This is a genomic window from Streptomyces niger, assembly GCF_000718305.1.
Classification (GTDB): Bacteria; Actinomycetota; Actinomycetes; order Streptomycetales; family Streptomycetaceae; genus Streptomyces; species Streptomyces niger.
The window spans coordinates 16,758-37,219 of the sequence record NZ_JOFQ01000028.1; the positions used below are offsets into that span (position 1 = coordinate 16,758).

The following is a 20,462-nucleotide window of genomic DNA, read 5'->3' on the forward strand; positions in this document are numbered from 1 at the left end:
GGTGGCGAATTCGAGCTCTCCCTGCTCCTCCACGGTGCGGAACACCTCGTACGGAACGGTATTGAGGGAGACGACCATCACGCGTCCGACCGCTCCCATTGCCTCGCCGTGAGCATGGCCGCCTGCACGAGCAACGGCATCATCGGTCGGTCGTCGCCGGCATCTGCCGACAAGGGCAAGCCGCTGTTGGGCAGCTCGTCGGATTCGGCGCGGGACCACTTGTCGGTCATCACTGGCGGGTGCGCCAGAGACCGAGGCCGGCAACCGGAGGAGGGGGCGTCGCTGCCCTGTGCGGCGGTAGGTAAGCTTCCCGTATCTCCCTGGAGGAGGCGGTGCGGCACTGCGGTGTCCCGCCGGTTCAGCCCTCAGGCCGCTGGCTTTATCCAGCAGTAGTGGCTCTGGTCCACTTCGTGTGGTCGCGTACGCAACGTGACCGTCGATCTTCTGGTGACGGTGGCTGAGATAGCCCGAAAATCGCCCGGCCGGTGGGCGGTATGGCCGACAGTGCTGCGCCGTGAACGAGGTACGGCCGCAACTCGAAGAGTTGCTGTTCTCCTCGCTGGAGAACGCATTGGTGGAGTCGGTCGAGGTGACCGACCTGGTCGTCCGAGTCGAGGCTCTGAGCACTGCCCGGCAGGTGACCTGCCCGGACTGCGGATGCCTGGCGGGGCGAATACACGGCTCTTATCTGCGGTCTCCGCATGACCTGCCGACGACGGGCAAGTCCGTCGTGGTGGCATTGAGGGTGCGCCGGTTCGTCTGCACGGAGGACTCCTGTCCGTGCAAGACCTTCGCCGAGCAGGCGCCGGGGCTCACCCGCCGATTCGGCCGGCGGACGGAACGGCTGCGGTCGACGCTCGTCTCGGTTGGTCTCGCGCTTGCTGGCAGGGCCGGTGCCCGTATGACGTACGCCTTCGGAGCGCCGGTCAGTCGCAACACTCTGTTGAGGCTGATCGCCTCGCTCCCCGATCCGCCCACCGTCACGCCCCGCGTGGTCGGCGTGGACGAATACGCCCAGTGCAGGGGCCGGATCTACGGAACTGTGCTCGTCGACGTCGAGACATGTCGCCCGATCGACCTCTTGTCCGACCGGGAGGCGGACACGCTCGCGGCCTGACTCGCTGAACGGCCCTGCATTGAGATCGTCTGCCGTGACGGCGCCTTCTTCGCTGAAGGAGCCACCCGCGGCGCCCCGCAGGCCCTTCAAGTTGCCGACCGGTGGCACTTTTGGCACAACCTGGGTGGGCCTCCGAGAAGTGCGTCTACCGGCACCGCGGCTGCCTGCGCCAGACTCCGGCACCGCCCGACGAATCGCCGGAGGAAGAGGAGGTGGCCGTGGTGTCGCCCTGGCCGACGGGCCACCGGTTCGCCGAACGCACCCGCGCCAAGCACGCCACCATCCACACGATCCTGGCCGCCGGACACAGCAAGCGGTCTGTCGCCCGACAACTCGGCATGACGCTCAACACGATCCTGCGCTTCTCCCGCGCCAGCACACCGGAGGAGACGTTCACCACCGCCCCGGCGCCGCCACCGACTCCCGCGTTGGGTTCAGCACGCTGTAGTCCTGGCCTTCGATCGGCTCCACGGTGGGATAGCTGGCCGTGAACGGTACGACGCGGCCTTGCTGAACGGGGCCGCCGACGGAGGGCAGCCGGTCCGGGATGACGATCTCGCAGGCGTACCACCATGTGCCCTCGCCGTCCTGCTCACGGCCGCGAACCGTCGCCAGGATCTCCTGCCCGTCCGGCAGGTGCACCCGGGCGTACGGGCCGCGCGGTGTGCCGTCGTCCTCGTCGCCCATGCCTGGATCGTAGTGCGAGGTTCCTTGTTCCGAGGCTGTTGTCCGTGGTGGTTCACAAGGTAGCGGCCGTCCGCCCGCGGAAACCTGACATGCTTGGAGCACACAGCGAAGGAGCAGAGCGCATGCAGTGGCAGGTCCATGGTGAGCGGCAGATTTACACGAACCCGTGGGTGAATCTGTGCCTTCTTGATGTTCAGCAGCCAGATGGTCGGCGCTGGGAGTATCACGTGGTGCGCCTGCGTCACCTCGCCGTCGCGGCGATCGTCGATGAGCAAAAGCGTGTGCTCATGATGTGGCGCCACCGTTTCATCACGGACACCTGGGGATGGGAGCTCCCGATGGGGCTCATAGAGGAAGGTGAGACCCCGGAGCAGGCTGCGGTCCGCGAAGCCGAGGAAGAAACTGGGTGGCGGGTCGAGGAGGTGAAGCCGCTCATCTACGCTCAGCCGGCGAACGGCATCACCGACTCCGAGCACCATGTCTTTCGGGCGCGAGCTGCTGAGTATGTCGGTCCGCCCACTGAGCTGAACGAGTCGGACAGAATCGAGTGGATCCCGATCTCGAATCTCAAGGCGATGATCGATCGACGGGAGATTGTCAGTAGCGGCTCACTGATCGGCGTGCTCTACCTCCTGCTGGACGAGACCCTGGCCTGAGCTCAGCTTCGTTGCTGTCGTAGATGTGCTTCCAGGGCAATCACCGCGGTCTCGCGTGCATAGGGCCGCAGACGTGCCTGGAAGTCTTGTACGTGTGCGTTGATCCGTGGTGAGTCGACCGCGCTGGCCATGTCCAGGGCGGTCGACGCTGTGCGGCAGGCCGCCTCCACCGCGCCTTGACGCAGCTGGGTGTTAGCCAGCCATAGTGCGTGAAACGCCCGACCTCGCCGTTGTTCATGGTGTTCGCGACGCAGCCCTTCGGTGATGAGGGGCTCAGCTTTGCGGGCCTCCTCGAGCTGTTTGCGGGTCTCCCCAAGCTGGGCGAACGCGATGCCGGCGTCCACGATCAGTTTCGTCTCGTCGAAATACTGGACCCATCGGGGCGCTGGCCCCTCATCTCTCGCGCTGGCGAACAGTTCGTGGGCCTTCTCCACGGAGCGGTGGCAGGAGCCACCGTCTCCCAGCATGGCCTGAGCGAATGCCTCGCGCATGTGGAGCATCGACATGATGAGTGAAGAGGTCTCTGTGCCACGTGCCGCGTCCTGAGCAGCTTGAGCGAGAGCGGCCGCTTCCCTGGCGCCTGCCTCGCCTTCGTATGTCGCCTGGAGGCTCATACAGGACGGGACGTTGGCAACGAACTGACGGTCCCCGGCTTCGCGGGCGATGCTGAGGGCTTCGGTGAAGTATCCCCGTGCGGTGCTGTACTGACGGGCGTCGAAGTAAGCCCACCCGGCCAATCGCGCGAGTTCTGCGGCGATGTCTCGCAATTCGGCGACGAGGGGGGATGGACCGCCGCGGCGCAGAAGGTTCTGTACGTGTCGTAGTTGCCCCACGACGGCGGGCCTCAGATTCGCCCCGCCGTGTTTGTCATCGTGCCGCCATTGATCTTCGATGAGCGAACGCAGGGCTGAGACAGTGGATTGGCTGACCTGAACGTCACCAGTCAGCACCATGACGTCGTCCAAGTCGACGGCCTTGACCGCGTGACGGTTGTCGATGGTGGCGACTGGCCGCGGTTCGGGGGCTGGAGCTGCTGGCGCGGCCAGTTCCCAGCTGCGAGAGGCGAGCCCGAGCATGGCACCGGGGATATGCAGGCCATCAGCGATGCGTTCGATCACGCCGATGTGCACGATCTTGCGCTTGCCGGCCATGACCTCACCGACGCGGCTCGGTGTCAGACCACACAGCGAGGCGATGCGCGAGGGGTAGATGCCTGCTCCCCGCCGTACCAAGTGGAAGATCGCCCCGAAGTCCCGGACGCGGCAGGCTTCTACCATCTCCGGCTTTCGCAGGAGCGCGACAGGGAGCTCGCCCGGTTCATTGGTTCTCGTCACGACCTGACATCACCTTCTCCGACTGACCGGTCAGATTACCCAAGTTGGGTAATCACACTGACCTGTTCCGCTGATCTGTAACTGAACATCCTTGAGAACACAGCGAAGCCGCTGTTGCAGAAACCGAGTTGTCAACTGTGACAGGTGTCGGATCATGACGTTGCCAATCAGCTCGCCAGGCCAGGTGGTAGGCGACCCTGACATCGCGCGCAACGTCCGACGTTCGACCGGTGGAGGGTCCGTGAGCGTCGGCGAGGAAGCGAACGCGCGTTGCTTCAGGCAGAAACTGAGCGCCCGCCCCGAGGCGTTGGGGGGCGTACGGCGCATCGTTCGGGCTCATCTGCGCCACTGGGGCTATACCCCGTCTGTGGAGGCGGCGGTGCTCTGTGCACATGAGCTGCTGGCCAACGTAGCCAAGCACACCGGCTCGCCCCTCTGCGTCTTGACCCTTCAAGGTGACGCCTCGCGCATCCGCATCACCGTCACCGATTCCAGCCATGAGCTGCCCAAGCTCGGTGCTCCCGACTGGGGGGCCGAGACCGGGCGCGGCATGGTGTTTCTGGAGTCGATGTCCGACCGATGGGGTGCTCAGCTTCACGATGAGGGCAAGGACGTGTGGTGCGAGCTGTGGGCGACGCCGCAGTGGGAGACGGCGTGACGGCACCACGACCCATTCTCCCCCGGCGCGAGGGTCGGAAGCTCGATGTCGAGCCCGCCCGAGAGGCGCCCGTCGCCACGCTGCGTACCTGCATCAGCATCATGCACAGCTGGTTCATCCGAGACGAAGAGATCGATGACGTACTGGACAGAGTGATGGGCCAGGAGTCTGCACTTCTGACTCCGGAGGAGCTGGACGAGCTGCTGCCTCGCATCAGCAGTCACCTTCGTCAGCTCATTCGCATCGCCACCATGCGAGTCAGCGGTGACTGGAGCCCGGAGCTGTCCGAGGTCGTCATCCGTTCTCAGCGGCTCGATGCCACACCTGTGCCCGACGACTTCCCTTCCGCTCGGGGCTACGCCCGACGCCTGGCCTTCCTGGTCGGGGACGTACTGGAGGTCCTGGCTGTCGAGCAGGAGGCTGCGCAGGCGGAAGGGCGGTGGTCCGCGTGACCTTGCCAAGCGCCTACTGGTGCCACGTGGACTACACCAACCCTGAAGGAGTGCGCCTCAAGCCCCGCAGCGAGACGACGCCCGACCCCGGCCGCGCGGTCACCTGGCTAAGGGAGACCGCACGCGACATCGCGTTCACCCTCGACCACGAGACCTTCGGCACGGTGTGGGCCTGGCTCGGCGATCACCGAGGAGCCGGTGACGTACTGACCGCTTTGCGCTGCGGCCAGCCGTACAGCTTCCGATTCGGCAGAGGTGAGCGTGAGTGGACGCTGCTTGCGCGTCCTGTCTCCGTGCTGCCCTTGGCAGAGGAGGAGAAGCCAGCCTCGGCCGGAGCCTGCAGGGCTAGCCCCTGATGGAAGTAGCCGTCCAGACCTCTGCCCACGCCGTAGCTCCGGAGAAGAACATGAGTGAGACGACGACCGCCATTGAGACGACGCCCGCCCCGAGCCAGCTCACGAAGGCCCCGGGGCCGGTGGAGGCGATGTACGAACTCCGCACCGTCCTGCACCAAGCCGGCATCTACGTGCGAACTACCGTCGCGGGTGACGCGTGCACAGTCGGCTCCCACGATGCGGTCGCCCTGGCACAGCTTGTACGTGATGCGATGCAGGAGACCTACCAGGCCCGAGACGACTTAGCCACCTGCTTGCGCGCACACGGGCTCGACATGTCCGAGCCCGTTGTCATCGAAGGAATGGTGGACCTCGGCGACGTCTCGATTCCAGTCGGCGCGCAGCTCGCCGTACTGCTCGGCGCACCTCCGGAGAAGGCCGTCGCCGAATGCGACGAGGTGGACGCCGTGCTGCTGTGGGCCCACGGCGAACGGATCAGCGAGCTGCTCTGCGAGGCGCTCCGCGACTCGACTGGAGCCAAGCTGGTCGACCACACATTCCATCCGGACTGCATGAGGTGTAGCGAAGAGGCGGCCATCACCGTGGGACGCATCGACGTCCAAGCGGCACAGCAAATGGTCAAGGCTCTGCAGTTCGGCCCATGAACCGGTCGCTGGTGCGGACCGGACCCCGACGCACCGGCGACCCTTCCAAGTGGGTCCTCTCTGTCCTGGCGCGGCCACTCCCTTGTCGGCCCCGGAAATCCCCGTGGAGAGGATGTGACGCCACTCCCGACTCCTGACAGGGAACAGGCGCCCCGGCTGCCGCCCGCCTACTGCGGCGACGGCGAGCGGCAGCCGGCCACGAAGACCCTTCCCCTTACGAGTCCGCCGCACGGCACTCGCCCCAAACCACTTATCGGAGACCCCATGTGCTCACACACCCCGCCGTGCCCAGCCGCTGACGCACCCGACGCGGATGCTGCACACGCAGTCTCGTCCTGCGTCGAACAGGGGTGGTGTGTTAATTGCACCTTCTTGAGGTCGTTGGGCACTGCGATGTCCGACTGCCCAAGGAGTTCTGTGTGACGTGGCACCTGCGCAACCAGCTGATGGAGGGGCGAGCTGTCCTGCCCCGCGTCGGCTCGGTCGTTCAGCTGGAGACCCAGCACCCGGCGTACGCCGTACTCGACCCCGCTGGAAGCCCGGTCGACTCGGTGACGCCCTACCTGCGAGACCTCGCTCTGAACGACAACAGCCCAGCAACCAGCCGCAGTTACGCCAATGACCTGCTGCGGTGGTTCCGGTTCCTGTGGCTTTTGAACGTGACCTGGGACAAGGCGACGGAAGGGGAGGTAGCAGTGATAGTGGGATGGCTTCGTACGGCACCGAATCTGCAGCGCCGCCGCACCCGGCCGGACGCGCCGCAGCCCGGCTCGGTCAACCCGCGCACCGGCAAGCGGTACCTCAAGGCCGGCTACGCCCCGGCGACGATCAACCACGCGCTGACCGTGGTGGCCAGCTTCTACGACTTCCACCGCGACCTGGGCCGCGGCCCGCTGGTGAATCCGGTTCCGGTCTCGGAGGCACGCCGCCGGGCGCTCGCTCACCGCAGTCCGGCGGAGACCGTGCCGGCCTTCCGCCGCTCCCGTCTGCGCCAGCGCGTCCCGGCCACCGAGCCCCGGGCCATCCCGGACGCGATGTGGGACGAGTTCTTCGCCGCCATGAACCACGACCGGGACCGCGCCGCGGTGCTGCTCTACGTCTCCAGCGGCGCCCGCGCCTCCGAGCTGCTCGGCGTCACCCCGGCTGACGTCGACTGGCCGGCACAGATCGTCTACGTCGTCTCCAAGGGCACCAAGCTGCGCGAACCGATCCCGGCGAGCCCGCAGGCCCTGGTGGTGCTGGCCGCATACCTCGACGCGATGGGCATGCCCGCCCCGCACGAGCCGGTCTTCCGCACCCGCCGAGGCCCGGACAAGCCGCTCACCTACTGGGCGATGCGGCGCGTCATCCAGCGGGCCAACGACCGGCTGGGCACGAACTGGAGCCTTCACGACCTACGGCACACGGCAGCCGAGCGGATGGCCAACGACCCCAACCTGACCCTGGTCGAGGTCCGCGCCATCCTCCGGCACGCCGACCTGGCCACCACCGGCCGCTACCTGCACGCCCGTGTCGAGGATCTCTTCGACGCCCTGCAGGCCCACTACCACCGGCCCCGCGTCCAGCCCAGCATCGCGCCGGGCTACGACCCGGACGACTTCAAGGCGGTGTTCGGTGGCTGACATCCAGACCTTCACCGCCCGCAACCGACGCACCGACTACAACGGCGACGAGCCGTTCGTCCCCGCTCCCGTCACACGCTTCGCCGGCGCGGAGCTGAAGGCGGCACCGGCACCGCTGCCCAGCACACCACCAGGCCCCTTCGGTGATCTGTCCCGGGCCCCGGCCTCCGAGATCCTGCGCATCGTCGAACGTGCCACCAAGGGCCAGCCGAACCCGGGTCGCCGGCGGAAGGCCGTCCAGCGCACCTTCTCCCTCCTGGAGGAGATGCCCGGTGATACGTGGCAGGAGAGATGGCTGGCCAGCGGTTTCGACGACGAAGGCGCAGAGTCGGTACGCGTCCTGGCGCGCGAGGGCGACCGCGTTGACAGCGCAGATCTGATCGCCGGGATCAAGCTGGCGTTCTGCCTGCGGGTCATCCGGCCGTCGATCTCCGGCTTCCGCGCGAACAAGTTCCTGGACTACCCGCAGAGATTCCGCGAACTCCAGTCCGATGCGCTGCTGGAGAAGTTCTTCGCCGCGGCCGACGCCTTCGACGTCCACCACATGCACCGCCTCCGGGCGAAGTTCGACCTGACAGCCGCCCTGACCACGGGTGGCATCGCGCTGGAGGACCTGACGCCATCGGCGCTACTGCACTACGGCATGGAGTCCAAGCGGCTCGGAGTGACCCACGGCAGCAAGGCAGGGGCGACCCGGTTCGCGGGCCTGAGCACCTGGCAGGTGCTGCACCAGATGGGCCACTTCCCGCCCGGCACCCCGCCGACCCTGCGGGCCTACGTCTATCGCGGCCAACTCACCATCACACAGCTCGTCGACCGCTACCCCATCCAGCACCAGGGCGTCCGCCAGCTGCTGATCGACTACCTGACCCGACGCCGGGCCGGCACCGACTACACCACCATCACGGCCCTGGCCCGCCAGCTCGCGAACACGTTCTGGGCCAAGATCGAGAAGATCAACCCGGGACAGCAGGACCTGGCGCTGAGCCCCGAGGTCTATGACCAGTGGCGCGAGGCCATCAAACGGTGGGACCGCGACGAGCGCCGCACCCGCGCCGACGACTCCGGCATCCTCCTGGCCGTCCGCGCCCTCTACCTCGACCTGCACAGCTGGGCAATCGACGAGCCCGAGCAGTGGGCCCAGTGGGTCGTGCCCTGCCCGATCCGGCCGAAGGAACTCAAGGGGTTCGCCAAGCGCAAGCGGGAGATCCACCAGCGGATGTCCGACCGCATCCGGGTCCGCCAGCCGCTACTGCCCACCCTGGTCGCGCACGTCGAAGGCCGCCACGAGCACTTAACGGGCCTGCTCAAGAAGGCCCGCGCGGTCGAGCTCGGAGAGATCTTCGAGCACGACGGACACTCCTATCGGCGCACGGACAGCGACCGCGATCGCACCTGGGCCAAGAGCCAGGACGAACCACCGGTCCGCGTCACCGACGAGGACGGACAGGTCCTCAACGTCACGCTCACCGAGGACACCGCGTTCTGGGAATGGGCCGGCCTGGAGATCCTGAGACACAGCGGCATCCGCGTCGAGGAGCTCTGCGAGCTCACCCACCTGAGCATCCGCCAGTATCGGCGCCCGAACAACGAGGTCATCGCCCTGCTCGTCATCGCCCCATCCAAGAGCGAGCGCGAGCGCGTCATCCCGATGTCCGCGGACTTGTTCCACGCGGTCGCCCAGATCATCCGCCGCCTCACCCCCGACGGCCAGCCGGTCCGCCTGCTCAACCGCTACGACCCGCACGAGAAGACCTGGTCAGAGCCCATGCCGTTCCTCATGCAACGGCAGAACGGCACACAGCGATCAGTGATCTCCCCGACCACGTTCATCCACATGTTCGCCCGCAGCTGCGAGGAACTCGCCGAGACCCACCGAGCCTTCGCCGACATAACCTTCACGCCGCACGACTTCCGACGGCTTTTCGCCACCGAGATCGTCAACGGCGGCCTGCCCATCCACATCGGCGCCGCCCTGCTCGGCCACCTGAACCTCCAGACACTCCAGGGCTACGTCGCGGTCTTCGCCGAGGACATCGTCGCCAACTACCAGCGGTTCCTGAACCACCGCCGATCGCTCCGACCGGAGATCGAATACCCCGAGGTCACGCCCGAGGAGTGGGCCGACTTCGAGGAGCACTTCGACAAGCGCAAGGTCGAACTCGGCAACTGCGCCCGCCCCTACGGCACCCCCTGCAACCACGAACACGCCTGCATCCGCTGCCCGATGCTCTAGGTCAACCCCAAGATGCTGCCCCGCCTCGCGGAGATCGAGAAGGACCTTCTCCTGCGGCGCAAGCGAGCCCAGGAAGAGCACTGGCTCGGCGAGGTCGAAGGCATCGACTCGACCCTGACCTTCCTCCGCGCCAAACAGGCCGAAGCCGCCCGCCTCACCAGGAGACCCACCACCGACCTTGGCATCCCACGCCCCCGTCCCGAGGAGACCCAGTGATCCACAACGAAGGTCGATCGAGCGAGCACAGAGAAGGGAAAGGCAGGTCAGGCACGCCAGCGAAGTGCGTATCCCTCCCTCAGCGGTCCGCCGAGCAGGTCGAGTACCCCCTCAACCGCAGTCGCCAGTGGAGCGGGAACGGCCTGTTCCGCCAAGGCTTGATGGCCGTCCAGCAGCGCCTTTCCCCGGATCGGGTCGGCGCTCAGCAGCCTGCGAGGCAACCACTTGCCGATGCCCGTCCAGGCGCCGTGGTGGGCGGTGAGCAGATGTGCCGCCTCGCGCAGGGTGAAGTCGGCGAGGGAGAGCTGTTCATGCCGGTTCGCGGGCGGAGTGTCGACCAGGTCGTCCATGAAGCAGGTCAGGCCGTAGCGACCTCGTTCCCATTCCGCCGGCGTGAGCGGCGGCGGCCCGGCCGCGAGTGCCGCTCGGGCCTGTTCGCGCACACGGGAGAGATCGCCGTGCGGGTCCATCAACGGCAGGCCCTGGTCATAGATGAACAGGACCGTGCCGCGGCGGCGGGCTCTGTCCCACTCGAAGAATTCTGGTATGTCGGCAACGGTGTTCAGGAACAGCTCAGCCAGGCGGCCCTCGTGGCGTACTACCTCACGGCGGCTGATATCCGAGTCCGGCAAGAGGACGGCCACATCCAAGTCGCTGGTCTCAGTGGCACGGCCCTGGGCAACCGATCCCCCCAGAACGGCCCCCAGCGCATCCGGGAAACGAGTCGCGACCAAACGCAGAGCCTGAGCAGCCAGAGTTCCTTGATCATCCATGGGCGTTCATCGTGCCACCCGCGAGAAACGCATGCCAGGGGCCAAGCCGGACGCTCTCCCGTCGTTCAGGTCCCCAGCGACCTTCGATCGAGTGAAGTGCAGAGAAGGAGCCTGCTGTGCAATGGCGTATTGCTGTTCGAGGACACCGGGGAGTTGCTGCCGGACGGGCAGGTCATCGGCCCGCACCGGCCTCTCGGCACCACGCAGATGGTGCCGGCCGCATGACCAGCGTCGCCCCCGCTCTCGTCGTCTGCGCGCTGGCGCTGGAACTGGCCGTGGCGCTGACGGCGATGGCCGCCGCCCGCCGCTGGCCGCCCACGTCGCCGGACACCTCCGACCAGAGGCAGCCTGGGCAGGCGCTTCGCGCCGCCGACAGCGCACTGTTCCTCGCTGCCGTCCGCGGCTCCGAGGAGGAGTACGCCCGGGAGTGAGCCGCGAGACGTTGTACTCCTGGATCAAGGTGGCCTGCGCCCTGTACGGCGTGTTGTTCGCCTGCTCCTTCATCAAGGAGCGACGGAGCAAGGGAGAGAAGAAGGCCGCCCGGCCGTCGCATGAGCTGCCGTTGGTCTTGCACTGGCTCAAGTGCTGCGCCGGCCACCCCATCATCTGCCTCGCTCTGATCTCTCTGGGCGGCTGTTACTGAGACTCCGTCCTCGGGCTGCTGTGGCGGCATTGAAGCCCGAGGGCGGTCCAACCTCCTGGCGTGGGGCGACTGCCCTATCCACGTGCCGATGGAGACACGCGCTGGGAGACCCGCTCGGCCCTCACCGGCCGGGTGCGCGACCCGATGCCGGACCTGAGACAGGGCTCGGTACCGGGAGAACTGGGCGCGGGAGGGCCGTCGACCACCACCCCACCCAGTGCCCGTTGCCGCGCGCGGCAACGGGCCCACCCCGGCGCGACGGCGCCCGCGGTTCCTCCCTTGACGGGGGCGCCGTCGCGCCGGGGCCTGTCAGCCAACTGAGACCCACGAGGTAACGGATGCCCAGCACCATGACCGAGACCGATACGACGTTCGCCCACTACCCGGCGGAGGCGAGGGCAGCGGCGATCTACCACTGCGGGGTGCCCGCGGACTGGGCGCCGATCAGCGACAGGGGTGGGGTGTCGGTGTGGCGCGTCAACGGGATCGCTGGGCCGGTGGCCTTAAAGGTCGCGGAACGTCGCGCTGCGCCGGCTGGCGTCGTAGCGCGAGAGGCGGCCGTACTCCAGCGCCTCCAGGACCCGGGCTACCTGCTGGACGTCGGCGCCGGGGACGGCGCTCCCTGGGTGCTGACCCGCTGGTGGGAGGGGCACTCGACCTGGGAGGCGCTGGAACCCGTGCGTGCGGGAGGCGGCAGCCGGCCGCTGGCGCGAGTGCGACTGGTGGAGGCGTGCCTCGCGCTCTCCGACCTGCACAAGCGGGGGTGGGTGCACGGGGACGTCCAGCCGCACCACATCATCTACACCCGGGTTCACGGCACTCGGCTCATCGACTTCTCCTGGGCGTGCACCTCCGGCCTGGAAGCCCCGGATACCTACTTGGGTGGCATAACGCACCTCACCAGCCCCGAGCTGGCCGGCGAGGTCGAGCGGGAGGAACGTACGTCACCGGCGGCCCCTTCCCCGGCCGACGACGTGTACGCCCTGGCGGCCTCCTTCTGGTGGGCGCTGACGGGGGACTGGCCGTTGGACTACCACCGCGCCGGACACGACGAGGACAAGCTGAGTCCCTCTGACGTGTGCCGCATCATCGCCAGTCAGGGCCTGAATCTGAAAGAGGACCGCGTCTGGCCGGAGCTCCAGGAACTGCTGGGTGAGGTCTTGATGCTCTCCGCTGACAAACGGCCGGACGCCTGGACTCTGGCGATCGAGATACGCCAGCTCCCGGTCTGACCCGAGACGAGCACGACGAGACCAGACGACCCAACCACTGACCGCGAGGTCCCGAGCACAAGGAAGAGCATGACGACGCCCACGCCGGGCTGCTTCCAGTCACCGGAAGACGTGAAGAGTCACGAGGTGGTCTACGACCTAGGCAACCAACAGCCGGCCGAAGTGGAGGGCGTTGAGGGCCCGGTCGTCTTCTTGCGGCACCCCCTCGGCTTCCGCTGGGTCCGCTGGCCCGCGTTCTACGCGCAGCTCCGGCCGGCCACCGAGGAGGAGAAGGCTCTCCTGAAGGAGGCCGTCAGCGTCAGCGGCCGCCGCCCGGAAAGCCCCCCGAGCAACTCCTAGCCCGACGAACCAGACACGGAAGGAACGGCGTGGAAGAGCGCTGGGAGCTGGGCACGTGCTGGCTCTGCGGGCGCATCGAGGTGCATGTCGCGTATCTCGGGCCGGTGCAGGAAGACGGCCTACACGCCCCGATGCACGGGTGTGAACCGTGCGTTGACCGCCTTCGGCGCATGCTGCGCGCCTACTACACGCGCCGAGACATCCCACACCAGACGCCCGCACGGGTCGTACGGAGCAGCACCGTGCGGCCAGGGCGGGGCGACACCGGCGTCCGCTGACTCTTCGGAGAGCGGCCGCATACCGAAGTCCACATCCGATTCGACCCCGATCCGATGTTCCAGAGCACTGCCGACGTGTCGTCCGCTCAGCCGCCATTACTCGGAGGTCCCACATGCAGATCCCGCCCACCCCGGCCGCTGCACCCGCCATCGACTACACCGCTCTGAGGAACTTCGCCGCGCTGCGCGGCCAGCTCCGCGTGTCCCTCACCCCGAAGTGCAACACCGCCTGCTGGTTCTGCCACAACGAGGGGGACGTACCTCCGCCCCTGACCCGCACCGACCGCAGCCAGAAGCCCCGCGCGGCTCAGTTCGACGCCGACGACTTCCTGCGCACCGTTCAGGCCCTGATGGAAGCCGGCCTCAAGCGCGTGTACTTCACCGGCGGGGAACCCCTGGCCTCTCGCCACGCCCGCCCCGTCCTCACGCAGCTCCCCGCGCCCGGCCCGGACGCCTCCTACACCCTCATCACCAACGGCACCCTCGTGCGCAGAAACCAGGAGTGGCTGGCCGGCGCGCCGCTGGACAAGGTCAAGGTCTCCCTGCACTACTTCTCGGACGAGTCCTACCAGGCCATCGCCGCCACCCGTCTCGGCATCAACTCCGTCCTGGACGGCCTCGAGGCCGCCCGGGAGATGTTCGAGCGCGTCGAGCTGAACACGCTGATGCAGCAGGAGAACGCCCACGAGATCGAGCGCATCATCGACTACGCGCTGACGCGGCGCCTGCCCTTGCAGCTTATCGAGCTGGTCGATACCGACTTCAACGCCGACCGCGCCGGCTCCGCCGTCTCCGCCGACGGTGCCATCCGCTACCTGCGCACCCTCACCAGCGACGAGGACATCGAGGTTGCCGGCGTCGGTCAGGGCCGCCGGGTCTTCCGCATCGACGGCGTCGAGATCGACGTCATCCACCGCGACCTGGGCCGCCACCACGTCGGCCAGTGCGGCACCTGTCCCGTGCGGCCGCAGTGCGTCGAGGGGTTCTGGTCACTGCGCGTCGATCACGCCGGTGGCCTCCAGCCCTGCCTGCTGCGCGACGACCTGCGGATGGACCTGATCCCCCACCTCGATGACCCGCAGGCACTGACCGCGGCCGTCGCCCACCACATCAGCTCCTTCACGGAGGGAACCCTGTGACCGCGCTTCCCATCGCCTACCAGCCGCGCTCCTACGGCGGCGCCGAGCAGCCCTTCATCGTCCTCGAAGGCGTCTCCGGCATCGGCAAGTCCACCCTCGCCCGGCTACTCACCCAACAGTTCCAGGGCACCGCCCTGCACACACTGCCCCGGCCGCACAACGACTGGTCGAAGCTGGTCAACAGCCGTCTGGCCCCGCTGCCGCAGCTCGCCTTCTACCTGTCCGGGCTGCTGCACTCGTCGGACAGCGTGCGCATGGCCCGGCAGGTCACCCCGGTCATCGCCGACCGCTACCAGTCTTCCGTCATCGCCTGCCACGCCGCGGTGCACGGCATCGCCGTCGAGCACGTACGCCAGCTCACGGCGCCGTTCCTTCCCTACCTAGTGCAGCCCACCGCCACCTTCTACCTGCACTGCTCCGAGGAAACGCTGCTCGCCCGCCTGAGAACCAAGAGCGACATCAAGCAGGACGACAAGGACCTGATCGAGGTCCCCGGACGCCTCAAGCAACTGTGGTTCAACTTCGAGACGGTGGCCGCGGACGACCCGACGGCAGTGTGGATCAGCACCGACGGTAAGACGCCCGACCAACTCGTGCACGAGATCATGCAGACCCTCCGCGCCGGAGGGAGGGCCTGTGCTTAACCCCATCGACACCGATGCCGTCATCCGCGACGGCCACGCCAGCGGCCGCGTGCCGGACGAGATCCACGCCGGGGTGGCCTGGTGGGTCGGCGCCTGCTTCGTCGTCGTCAGCAAGGCCCGTCACATCGCGGTCGCCTACGACCACCACCCCCTCTCCGCCGAGTTCCTGGACCGGTTCTGCCGCGGCGCCACCAACGCCCAGCACTACGCCTGCCGCGTGTCCACGCTTGAACCCTCAAACGAGCCCGACCTGCGGTATGCCATGGCCGACCTGGGCGACGTCCCCGGGGTGCTGATCACCACCACCGGCGACGCCGGGCAGGAGACCGTGACCATCACGCTGTACGGCCGCGACGGCTGGCCGCTCACCGACGACAACGGCCTGAGAAAGATCCGCACGATGATCGACACGGACCGGGTGCCGATCCCCGTCAACGACGGCGCGCGAGGCCGCATCGAGCCCTACCCTGCCCCGACGGGAGCCACCCAGTGATCAACGCCGCCGAGATTATTCACGCGCGCTCCAGCATCCTGTTCGTCACGCTGGACTCGCTGCGCTACGACGTCGCCGAGACCGCCCTCACCGCCGGCCGGACCCCGCGCCTGGCGGGCATGCTGCCCGGCGGGCAGTGGGAGCGCCGCTGGACGCCGGGCACCTTCACCCTGCCCGCGCACAAGGCGTTCTTCCACGGGTTCCTGCCCAAGCTGCCGCAGCCTCAGCAGCCGCCCCGGCTATGGGAGTGCCGGCCCCCGGCCTTCAAGACCGTGCGTCCCGAGACGTTCGTCTTCGACGCGCCCAACCTCCTGGCCGGGCTCGGCCAGCACGGCTACCGGACCGTGTGCATCGGCGGCGTCACCTACTTCTCCCGTGAGACGCCGATGGGCGCCGTGCTGCCCCAGATGTTCGACGAGGACCACTGGCGGCCCGAATTCTGCTCCCCGGAGATCGACTCCACGCGGCACCAGGTGGACCAGGCCCTGGAAGTCGCCGACCGGCACGCGGACCGCCCGCTGTACCTGTTCGTGAACGTCTCGGCCACCCATGTCCCGCACGGGCACTATGTCGGCGACAGCACCGACAGCGCGGCGTCCCAGGCGGCAGCCCTGGCCTACGCCGACGAACACCTCGGGCGCCTGGTCGACGGGCTCACCGCGGATCGCCGCTGGCTGATCATCATGTGCGCGGATCACGGTGACGCGTATGGCGATGACGGTTTCCACGGCCGCGGCATCGCCCATCCCTCTGTCTTGAACGTGCCGTTCGGGGCGTGGGTGCAGGGATGACGGCTACGCTCAGCGGTCATGACCGATGGACCGATGCCCGATGCCGCCGTGATCGTCGCCCGCGCCGAAGGCGACCTCGTTGCCCTGCTGACCTCCGACTTCCCGAAGCACGGTGGCGAGTACGTCTTCCTGCCCGGCGGACGCCTGGAGGGGGGCGAGACCCCCGAGGAGGCGGCCCGGCGCGAGCTGCGGGAGGAGGCCGGTGTCACCGCTGAGTCCTGGCGCTCGCTGGGTTCCTTCGCGATCACCCTCGGTGAAACGGCTCGCGTCCACCTCTACGAGGCCCGCGACCTGACGTTGGGGCCGCAGGAGCTGACGCCCAGCGAGCAGGACTACAAGTTGTTGTGGTGGCCGATGGCCGACGCGATCCAGGCCGCGGAGGAGGGGCGCTTCCTCCTCCCGGCCGGCCCGCTGGCCCTGCTGCTGGCCGCACGGTGCGAGGCGCCGGTCGCTTCCCAGTGACGACGATGCCCCGGAGCAATTGTGGTCCGGGGCATCTCGTTACGAGCCAGGCAGGAACGAGGAGGACGACGGCACCCCGCACGGCCCGCGTACGTGGTTGTACGCGTGCGAGATTGTCGCCCCGGACCGGCTGCCCGCCGCCGGTGGCCCCGTGCACTCCTGGCCCGCCGTGTGGGCCTGGGCCGATCAGAAACGAGGCACCGCATGACCCACGCCAGCCCGCCCGACGCCCTTGCCGCCTACCGCGGCCGGCCCGTCATCGCAAAGCTCCTCTCCGACCGGCGCGGCTCCCGCGCCTGGGAGATCACCGGAGACGACGGCCTGCACCTGGCGTTGAAAGCGAACGCGCCCGACAGCGACCACAGTACGGACCGTGACAAGGCGCCCGAGATGATCCGGGAAGCTGCCGTCTTGGCCGAGTTGGAACGCCTCGGCGCCGTCCCCTCCGGCTACCTCCAGGGCTCCGGCTCGTGGGCTGACGGCCAGTGGCTCGCCGTCGAATGGGTTCCCGGGCGCGCGCTGTGGAACGCCTGGGCGCTCGCCCGCGGCCCCGAGGGGGACCGGCGTTCCGTCCGGCCGTGGATGCTCACTACCGCCCGCACCCTGGCCGCACGGCTGGCCGTGCTGCACGCCCACGGCTGGACGCACGCGGACGTGCAGCCCACCAACGTCCTCGTGGACTCCCGCCAGGGCGCCGCGCACCTGATCGACTACGCGCTGGCCTGCGGCCCGCAAGGAGCCACCGGCCGCCGTCCGTACCGCGGAGCGCTCACCCACACCACCGCACCCGAGATAGCCGCCGCGATCCTCAACACGCCCGCGGACACCCACATCCAGGCCGCACCGCCAGCCGACATCTGGTCCCTCGGCGCCACCCTGTACTGGTGCTGGACCGGGCAGCGGCCCGTCTCCTATGCCGATGACCTGGACCGGTTCGAAAAGCTGCGGCTCATAGCCACCGGCCCGGCCGCCCCCGTCACCGACGTACGGCCGTGGTTCTTCCCGGCTCTGGAAGACCTCATCACTGCCTGCATGGCCCCTGCCCCTACCGACCGGCCGACGGCGGCCGAACTCGCCCACCATCTTGAGGAAACGGCCCCATGACTGCGCCCCGCCGAGCCACCCCGCCGGCGCCGTCATCGATGTACGCGGCGATGGACAGAGCGAGTGCCGACCGACGGACATGTCCGTCACAGCGTGTACGCGCAGGCAGGCAAGGCCGTCTGGCCGTATCCCACTGCAGTGGGTAGCTTCACGACCACAGCTCCAGCCGTGCTCCCCCTCACGGAAGGAAGTGACCATGCCGGTCAACGACTTAGTGCCCCCGCCTCCGCGCCGCAGCCGGCGGGCGTACGAGCGGTTGTTCGCAACGAAGGCCGTACGCCGCGTCCAGGCACCTGCCGAGACGCACGAGTACAAAAAAGAACAGGGCAGTAGCGACGGCTCCCACACCTACGACACGACGGCCATCTGACGCCCTGTAGTGGACGGGTGGGGCGGCCAGGCGCGCGGCCGCCCCACGCTGCTCTGGAGGTGAATGTGCTCACCCTGCACGTGGCCCCGTACCTTGACAGCTCCTGGCAGTGGCACGACGACCGGTACCGCACCGCCGACCGGCGCAGCGAGATCGTGCCACTGCGGCACCCGATGGTCGAGCACCTGGCCGTGAGCGATGGCCGGCGCACCCTGCTCGTTGTCCGCGAACGCGTCGCCGACCGGCCCGCCTGCGACACCGCAGTACGGCACGTCTCCGAGGCCGCATACGACCAGGGCCGCGCGTTGCTCGACCAGTGGCCCACCGACTACGTGGCGGTCGAGACCGTCCCGGACAACCCGGTGCGGGTCACCGCAGGCCCGTGCCGCACAACGCCGCTGTACCTCGCCCACGACGACATCCACCTTCACGGCTCGTGGGACATGGCCGACCTGCGCGCCCACGCCCATGGCATCAACACCCTGGAGGCCGCGCGTCTGCTGCTGTACCGCCCGCGCTACAGCCACGACACCTTCTTCACCGGCATCCACCGGCTCACCGAACGATTCACCGCGTTCTACGGAGGCCACCTGCACCTGCATTACCCAGAGCCGTCCCTGCACGCCGGGCCGCGGGAGCTCGTCCCGGACGCCGACGTGCCAGGCGCGTTCGTGCAGGCCCTCGACGACGCGCTGGACGTGCGGCCGCTCGACGCCGAGCGGAGCGTCTTCCACCTCACCGGAGGCTTCGACTCCGGTACCGTCGCCACCCGGGCTGCGCAGCGCTACCCGGGTGTCTTAGGCACCGCGGCGCTCCTGATCGACGGCCCGGGGCGGGAGCAGCAGATCCGGCGCCGCAAGGAGATGCGCAACGCCGTGCCCTTCGGCCCCTGGGATGCCGTGGCCGACGCCGCGGTCGACCTGCCGCTGCACCCGGAGTGCGCCCGGGTGCGCGGCGAGGCGATCAGCCCGTACGAGGAGCCCCTTCACTACCCGTTCGTCCGCATGACCGCACAGATTGCTGGCCACGGCGCGCACACCGTGGTGACCGGCCTGGGCGGGGACGAGATGGTCGCCCTCTCCCAGCAGGAGTATCTCCACCGTGCCGCGGGGCGGATGGAGGACGCGGCCGGGCTGCCCTGGATCGGCCGCCGGGTGGGTGAGGTAGCGGAGTTCGGCGACGTGGGGATCGCGCCGCCGGCCGCGGTGAACAGTATGACGTTGTTGTCGCTGGAGATCTCCGCGCCGGTGCTGCTGCGCGCCGGCATCTGGCCGCTGCACCCCTTCGCCGACCCGGAGGTGGTCGCACTTGGCGAGGCCCTGCCGATGGACTGGCGCGAGCTCAAGCAGCTGCAGCGCCGGCGGCTCGCCGACCTGGGTCTGAGCCGCGACGTGGTCTGGCCCGCCGAGCGCGAGTCCTTCGCTGAGGTCGTGCAAAACGGGCTGCTCACCTATGGCCGGCCGCTGCTGCGCCGGATGCTGGCCAGTGGCTCGCCCCTGTTCGACGCGGGGCTGATCGATCCGGACGGCCTGGCCCGTGGCCTGCAGCGGCTGGACCGCGGCCCGTACGAGGAGCGGCGGGACTCCCAGCTGATCGAGGTCATCCACCTGCACCAGGCGGCCGTCGCCTACCTGTGACGGACGAGCGCGCGGCCGCCCCTACCCCAGCGGTGGCCGCAGCCCGGCGAAGCGCTCCTCCAGGTCTGGGATGTGCTCGGCGCGGCGGCCCAGCAGGTACATCGGCCCGTGGCTCTTCTGCATCGTGTGCAGCAGCGTGAACCCCTGCTGCTGGTAGTAGGCCACCAGGCCGGGGAAGCGGCAGCCGCGCCGTACCCACACCTTGTCCTCCCGTGCGGCCCGGTCCACCGCCCACAGCGCCAGCAGCGCGCCTGGCTTCGCCTCGCGCAGCGCCGGGTCAGTGATGGTGGTGTAGAGGTACAGGGCCGGCTCCGCCAGTTCCTCGGCGGTCCACGCCATCGGCGGGGTGGTGTCCGTCACCGTCGTGCACCCGACCGGCCGGCCGTCAGCCTCCAGCAGCCACATCGACCCGTCGGCGTTGCTGGTCAGGTCTGCGACCTTGTCGGCGCTCTGGCGCCAGCTCGGCATGCCGCGGTCCTCCAGCCACTGCGACCGGGCCAGAACGATGTCGATCACGTCCTGCCGGTCCTGCGGGCGGGCGCTGCGCATCGTGAATTTCACCGTGGTCTCCTCCGTATC

General features: G+C 68.5%; 27 protein-coding genes and 1 pseudogene. 24 read left to right on the forward strand and 4 right to left on the reverse strand.

Annotated elements, in window-relative coordinates:
- Nucleotides 1-21: 21 nt before the first annotated feature.
- On the forward strand, nucleotides 22-393 hold the full coding sequence (locus IF20_RS41015; RefSeq protein WP_407702601.1) for a hypothetical protein: 372 nt from the start codon (nucleotides 22-24) through the stop codon (nucleotides 391-393).
- A 121-nt stretch (nucleotides 394-514) separates the two neighbouring features.
- A complete protein-coding gene (locus tag IF20_RS33290) occupies nucleotides 515-1,117 on the forward strand; it encodes a transposase family protein (protein ID WP_110944789.1) in 603 nt (200 codons plus the stop codon).
- Nucleotides 1,118-1,510: 393 nt separating this feature from the next.
- Here IF20_RS33290 and IF20_RS33295 read toward each other — a convergent pair whose 3' ends face one another.
- Nucleotides 1,511-1,804 carry a hypothetical protein gene (locus IF20_RS33295; protein WP_052869163.1) on the reverse strand — a complete coding sequence of 98 codons (294 nt, stop codon included), beginning with the start codon at nucleotides 1,802-1,804 and terminating at the stop codon, nucleotides 1,511-1,513.
- A 122-nt stretch (nucleotides 1,805-1,926) separates the two neighbouring features.
- Here IF20_RS33295 and IF20_RS33300 point away from each other — a divergent pair, with 122 nt between their 5' ends.
- On the forward strand, nucleotides 1,927-2,460 hold the full coding sequence (locus IF20_RS33300) for an NUDIX hydrolase (protein WP_052869164.1): 534 nt from the start codon (nucleotides 1,927-1,929) through the stop codon (nucleotides 2,458-2,460).
- A gap of 2 nt (nucleotides 2,461-2,462) precedes the next feature.
- Here the strand turns inward: IF20_RS33300 and IF20_RS33305 are convergent, their stop codons facing one another.
- Nucleotides 2,463-3,794 (reverse strand): helix-turn-helix domain-containing protein, encoded by a 1,332-nt coding sequence (locus IF20_RS33305; protein WP_199896872.1) that lies wholly within the window; start codon nucleotides 3,792-3,794, stop codon nucleotides 2,463-2,465.
- 241 nt (nucleotides 3,795-4,035) lie between these two features.
- Between IF20_RS33305 and IF20_RS33310 the strand changes: the two genes are divergently transcribed.
- From IF20_RS33310 to IF20_RS40285, 8 genes are all read left to right on the forward strand, one after another.
- The gene (locus IF20_RS33310; RefSeq protein WP_052869165.1) at nucleotides 4,036-4,452 is read left to right on the forward strand and encodes an ATP-binding protein; all 417 of its coding nucleotides are present in this window, start codon (nucleotides 4,036-4,038) and stop codon (nucleotides 4,450-4,452) included.
- Nucleotides 4,422-4,904, forward strand: a complete 483-nt coding sequence (locus IF20_RS33315; protein WP_052869166.1) for a DUF6415 family natural product biosynthesis protein — start codon at nucleotides 4,422-4,424, stop codon at nucleotides 4,902-4,904. The genes IF20_RS33310 and IF20_RS33315 overlap by 31 nt, the downstream gene beginning before the upstream one ends.
- A 26-nt stretch (nucleotides 4,905-4,930) precedes the next feature.
- Nucleotides 4,931-5,260 (forward strand): hypothetical protein, encoded by a 330-nt coding sequence (locus IF20_RS38560; protein ID WP_199896873.1) that lies wholly within the window; start codon nucleotides 4,931-4,933, stop codon nucleotides 5,258-5,260.
- 50 nt (nucleotides 5,261-5,310) lie between these two features.
- Nucleotides 5,311-5,904 carry a hypothetical protein gene (locus tag IF20_RS33325; protein WP_199896874.1) on the forward strand — a complete coding sequence of 198 codons (594 nt, stop codon included), beginning with the start codon at nucleotides 5,311-5,313 and terminating at the stop codon, nucleotides 5,902-5,904.
- A gap of 264 nt (nucleotides 5,905-6,168) precedes the next feature.
- Complete coding sequence (locus tag IF20_RS40280; protein WP_234426929.1) at nucleotides 6,169-6,327, forward strand: DUF5999 family protein; 159 nt, start codon at nucleotides 6,169-6,171, stop codon at nucleotides 6,325-6,327.
- On the forward strand, nucleotides 6,324-7,526 hold the full coding sequence (locus IF20_RS33330) for a tyrosine-type recombinase/integrase (protein WP_234426930.1): 1,203 nt from the start codon (nucleotides 6,324-6,326) through the stop codon (nucleotides 7,524-7,526). Before IF20_RS40280 ends, IF20_RS33330 begins: the two co-directional genes overlap by 4 nt.
- Nucleotides 7,519-9,762, forward strand: a complete 2,244-nt coding sequence (locus IF20_RS33335; protein ID WP_052869168.1) for a tyrosine-type recombinase/integrase — start codon at nucleotides 7,519-7,521, stop codon at nucleotides 9,760-9,762. The genes IF20_RS33330 and IF20_RS33335 overlap by 8 nt, the downstream gene beginning before the upstream one ends.
- A gap of 12 nt (nucleotides 9,763-9,774) precedes the next feature.
- A complete protein-coding gene (locus IF20_RS40285; protein WP_234426931.1) occupies nucleotides 9,775-9,978 on the forward strand; it encodes a recombinase in 204 nt (67 codons plus the stop codon).
- A gap of 47 nt (nucleotides 9,979-10,025) precedes the next feature.
- Here the strand turns inward: IF20_RS40285 and IF20_RS33345 are convergent, their stop codons facing one another.
- On the reverse strand, nucleotides 10,026-10,751 hold the full coding sequence (locus IF20_RS33345; protein WP_052869169.1) for a nucleotidyltransferase domain-containing protein: 726 nt from the start codon (nucleotides 10,749-10,751) through the stop codon (nucleotides 10,026-10,028).
- Between the two features lie 108 nt (nucleotides 10,752-10,859).
- Here IF20_RS33345 and IF20_RS40290 point away from each other — a divergent pair.
- From IF20_RS40290 to IF20_RS33405, 13 genes and pseudogenes are all read left to right on the forward strand, one after another.
- A pseudogene (locus IF20_RS40290) lies at nucleotides 10,860-10,976 on the forward strand (DUF5999 family protein); the annotation flags it as partial.
- A complete protein-coding gene (locus tag IF20_RS33350) occupies nucleotides 10,973-11,182 on the forward strand; it encodes a hypothetical protein (RefSeq protein WP_052869170.1) in 210 nt (69 codons plus the stop codon). The pseudogene IF20_RS40290 and the gene IF20_RS33350, both read left to right, overlap by 4 nt.
- Nucleotides 11,179-11,394 carry a hypothetical protein gene (locus tag IF20_RS33355; RefSeq protein WP_052869171.1) on the forward strand — a complete coding sequence of 72 codons (216 nt, stop codon included), beginning with the start codon at nucleotides 11,179-11,181 and terminating at the stop codon, nucleotides 11,392-11,394. Before IF20_RS33350 ends, IF20_RS33355 begins: the two co-directional genes overlap by 4 nt.
- Nucleotides 11,395-11,744: 350 nt before the next feature.
- The gene (locus IF20_RS33360) at nucleotides 11,745-12,626 is read left to right on the forward strand and encodes a serine/threonine-protein kinase (RefSeq protein ID WP_199896875.1); all 882 of its coding nucleotides are present in this window, start codon (nucleotides 11,745-11,747) and stop codon (nucleotides 12,624-12,626) included.
- A gap of 69 nt (nucleotides 12,627-12,695) precedes the next feature.
- Nucleotides 12,696-12,965, forward strand: coding sequence for a hypothetical protein (locus tag IF20_RS33365; RefSeq protein WP_052869173.1), 270 nt, complete (start codon nucleotides 12,696-12,698; stop codon nucleotides 12,963-12,965).
- A 391-nt stretch (nucleotides 12,966-13,356) separates the two neighbouring features.
- Nucleotides 13,357-14,382, forward strand: a complete 1,026-nt coding sequence (locus IF20_RS33375; RefSeq protein ID WP_052869175.1) for a radical SAM protein — start codon at nucleotides 13,357-13,359, stop codon at nucleotides 14,380-14,382.
- A complete protein-coding gene (locus IF20_RS33380; protein WP_234426933.1) occupies nucleotides 14,379-15,026 on the forward strand; it encodes a dTMP kinase in 648 nt (215 codons plus the stop codon). Before IF20_RS33375 ends, IF20_RS33380 begins: the two co-directional genes overlap by 4 nt.
- The gene (locus IF20_RS33385; RefSeq protein ID WP_052869176.1) at nucleotides 15,019-15,519 is read left to right on the forward strand and encodes a hypothetical protein; all 501 of its coding nucleotides are present in this window, start codon (nucleotides 15,019-15,021) and stop codon (nucleotides 15,517-15,519) included. Before IF20_RS33380 ends, IF20_RS33385 begins: the two co-directional genes overlap by 8 nt.
- Nucleotides 15,516-16,310: an STM4013/SEN3800 family hydrolase gene (locus IF20_RS33390; RefSeq protein WP_052869177.1), complete on the forward strand. Its 795-nt coding sequence runs from the start codon at nucleotides 15,516-15,518 to the stop codon at nucleotides 16,308-16,310. The genes IF20_RS33385 and IF20_RS33390 overlap by 4 nt, the downstream gene beginning before the upstream one ends.
- An 18-nt stretch (nucleotides 16,311-16,328) precedes the next feature.
- Nucleotides 16,329-16,772, forward strand: a complete 444-nt coding sequence (locus IF20_RS33395) for an NUDIX hydrolase (RefSeq protein WP_052869178.1) — start codon at nucleotides 16,329-16,331, stop codon at nucleotides 16,770-16,772.
- A 204-nt stretch (nucleotides 16,773-16,976) separates the two neighbouring features.
- Complete coding sequence (locus tag IF20_RS33400) at nucleotides 16,977-17,876, forward strand: protein kinase domain-containing protein (RefSeq protein WP_052869179.1); 900 nt, start codon at nucleotides 16,977-16,979, stop codon at nucleotides 17,874-17,876.
- A gap of 196 nt (nucleotides 17,877-18,072) precedes the next feature.
- A complete protein-coding gene (locus IF20_RS39535) occupies nucleotides 18,073-18,246 on the forward strand; it encodes a hypothetical protein (protein WP_199896876.1) in 174 nt (57 codons plus the stop codon).
- 59 nt (nucleotides 18,247-18,305) lie between these two features.
- Complete coding sequence (locus IF20_RS33405) at nucleotides 18,306-19,883, forward strand: asparagine synthetase B family protein (protein WP_234426934.1); 1,578 nt, start codon at nucleotides 18,306-18,308, stop codon at nucleotides 19,881-19,883.
- 21 nt (nucleotides 19,884-19,904) lie between these two features.
- Here the strand turns inward: IF20_RS33405 and IF20_RS33410 are convergent, their stop codons facing one another.
- Nucleotides 19,905-20,444: a GNAT family N-acetyltransferase gene (locus IF20_RS33410; RefSeq protein ID WP_234426935.1), complete on the reverse strand. Its 540-nt coding sequence runs from the start codon at nucleotides 20,442-20,444 to the stop codon at nucleotides 19,905-19,907.
- Nucleotides 20,445-20,462: the final 18 nt, after the last annotated feature.

Excerpts from the sequence above, each read along its gene's own strand:
- IF20_RS33325 (WP_199896874.1), top strand. The coding sequence starts at position 5,311 with ATGAGTGAGACGACGACCGCCATTGAGACGACGCCCGCCCCGAGCCAG.
- IF20_RS40280 (WP_234426929.1), top strand. The coding sequence starts at position 6,169 with ATGTGCTCACACACCCCGCCGTGCCCAGCCGCTGACGCACCCGACGCG.
- IF20_RS33350 (WP_052869170.1), top strand. The coding sequence starts at position 10,973 with ATGACCAGCGTCGCCCCCGCTCTCGTCGTCTGCGCGCTGGCGCTGGAA.
- IF20_RS33300 (WP_052869164.1), top strand. The coding sequence starts at position 1,927 with ATGCAGTGGCAGGTCCATGGTGAGCGGCAGATTTACACGAACCCGTGG.
- IF20_RS33345 (WP_052869169.1), bottom strand. The coding sequence starts at position 10,751 with ATGGATGATCAAGGAACTCTGGCTGCTCAGGCTCTGCGTTTGGTCGCG.
- IF20_RS33400 (WP_052869179.1), top strand. The coding sequence starts at position 16,977 with ATGACCCACGCCAGCCCGCCCGACGCCCTTGCCGCCTACCGCGGCCGG.
- IF20_RS33395 (WP_052869178.1), top strand. The coding sequence starts at position 16,329 with ATGACCGATGGACCGATGCCCGATGCCGCCGTGATCGTCGCCCGCGCC.
- IF20_RS39535 (WP_199896876.1), top strand. The coding sequence starts at position 18,073 with ATGCCGGTCAACGACTTAGTGCCCCCGCCTCCGCGCCGCAGCCGGCGG.
- IF20_RS40285 (WP_234426931.1), top strand. The coding sequence starts at position 9,775 with ATGCTGCCCCGCCTCGCGGAGATCGAGAAGGACCTTCTCCTGCGGCGC.
- IF20_RS33375 (WP_052869175.1), top strand. The coding sequence starts at position 13,357 with ATGCAGATCCCGCCCACCCCGGCCGCTGCACCCGCCATCGACTACACC.
- IF20_RS33295 (WP_052869163.1), bottom strand. The coding sequence starts at position 1,804 with ATGGGCGACGAGGACGACGGCACACCGCGCGGCCCGTACGCCCGGGTG.
- IF20_RS33365 (WP_052869173.1), top strand. The coding sequence starts at position 12,696 with ATGACGACGCCCACGCCGGGCTGCTTCCAGTCACCGGAAGACGTGAAG.
- IF20_RS33360 (WP_199896875.1), top strand. The coding sequence starts at position 11,745 with ATGACCGAGACCGATACGACGTTCGCCCACTACCCGGCGGAGGCGAGG.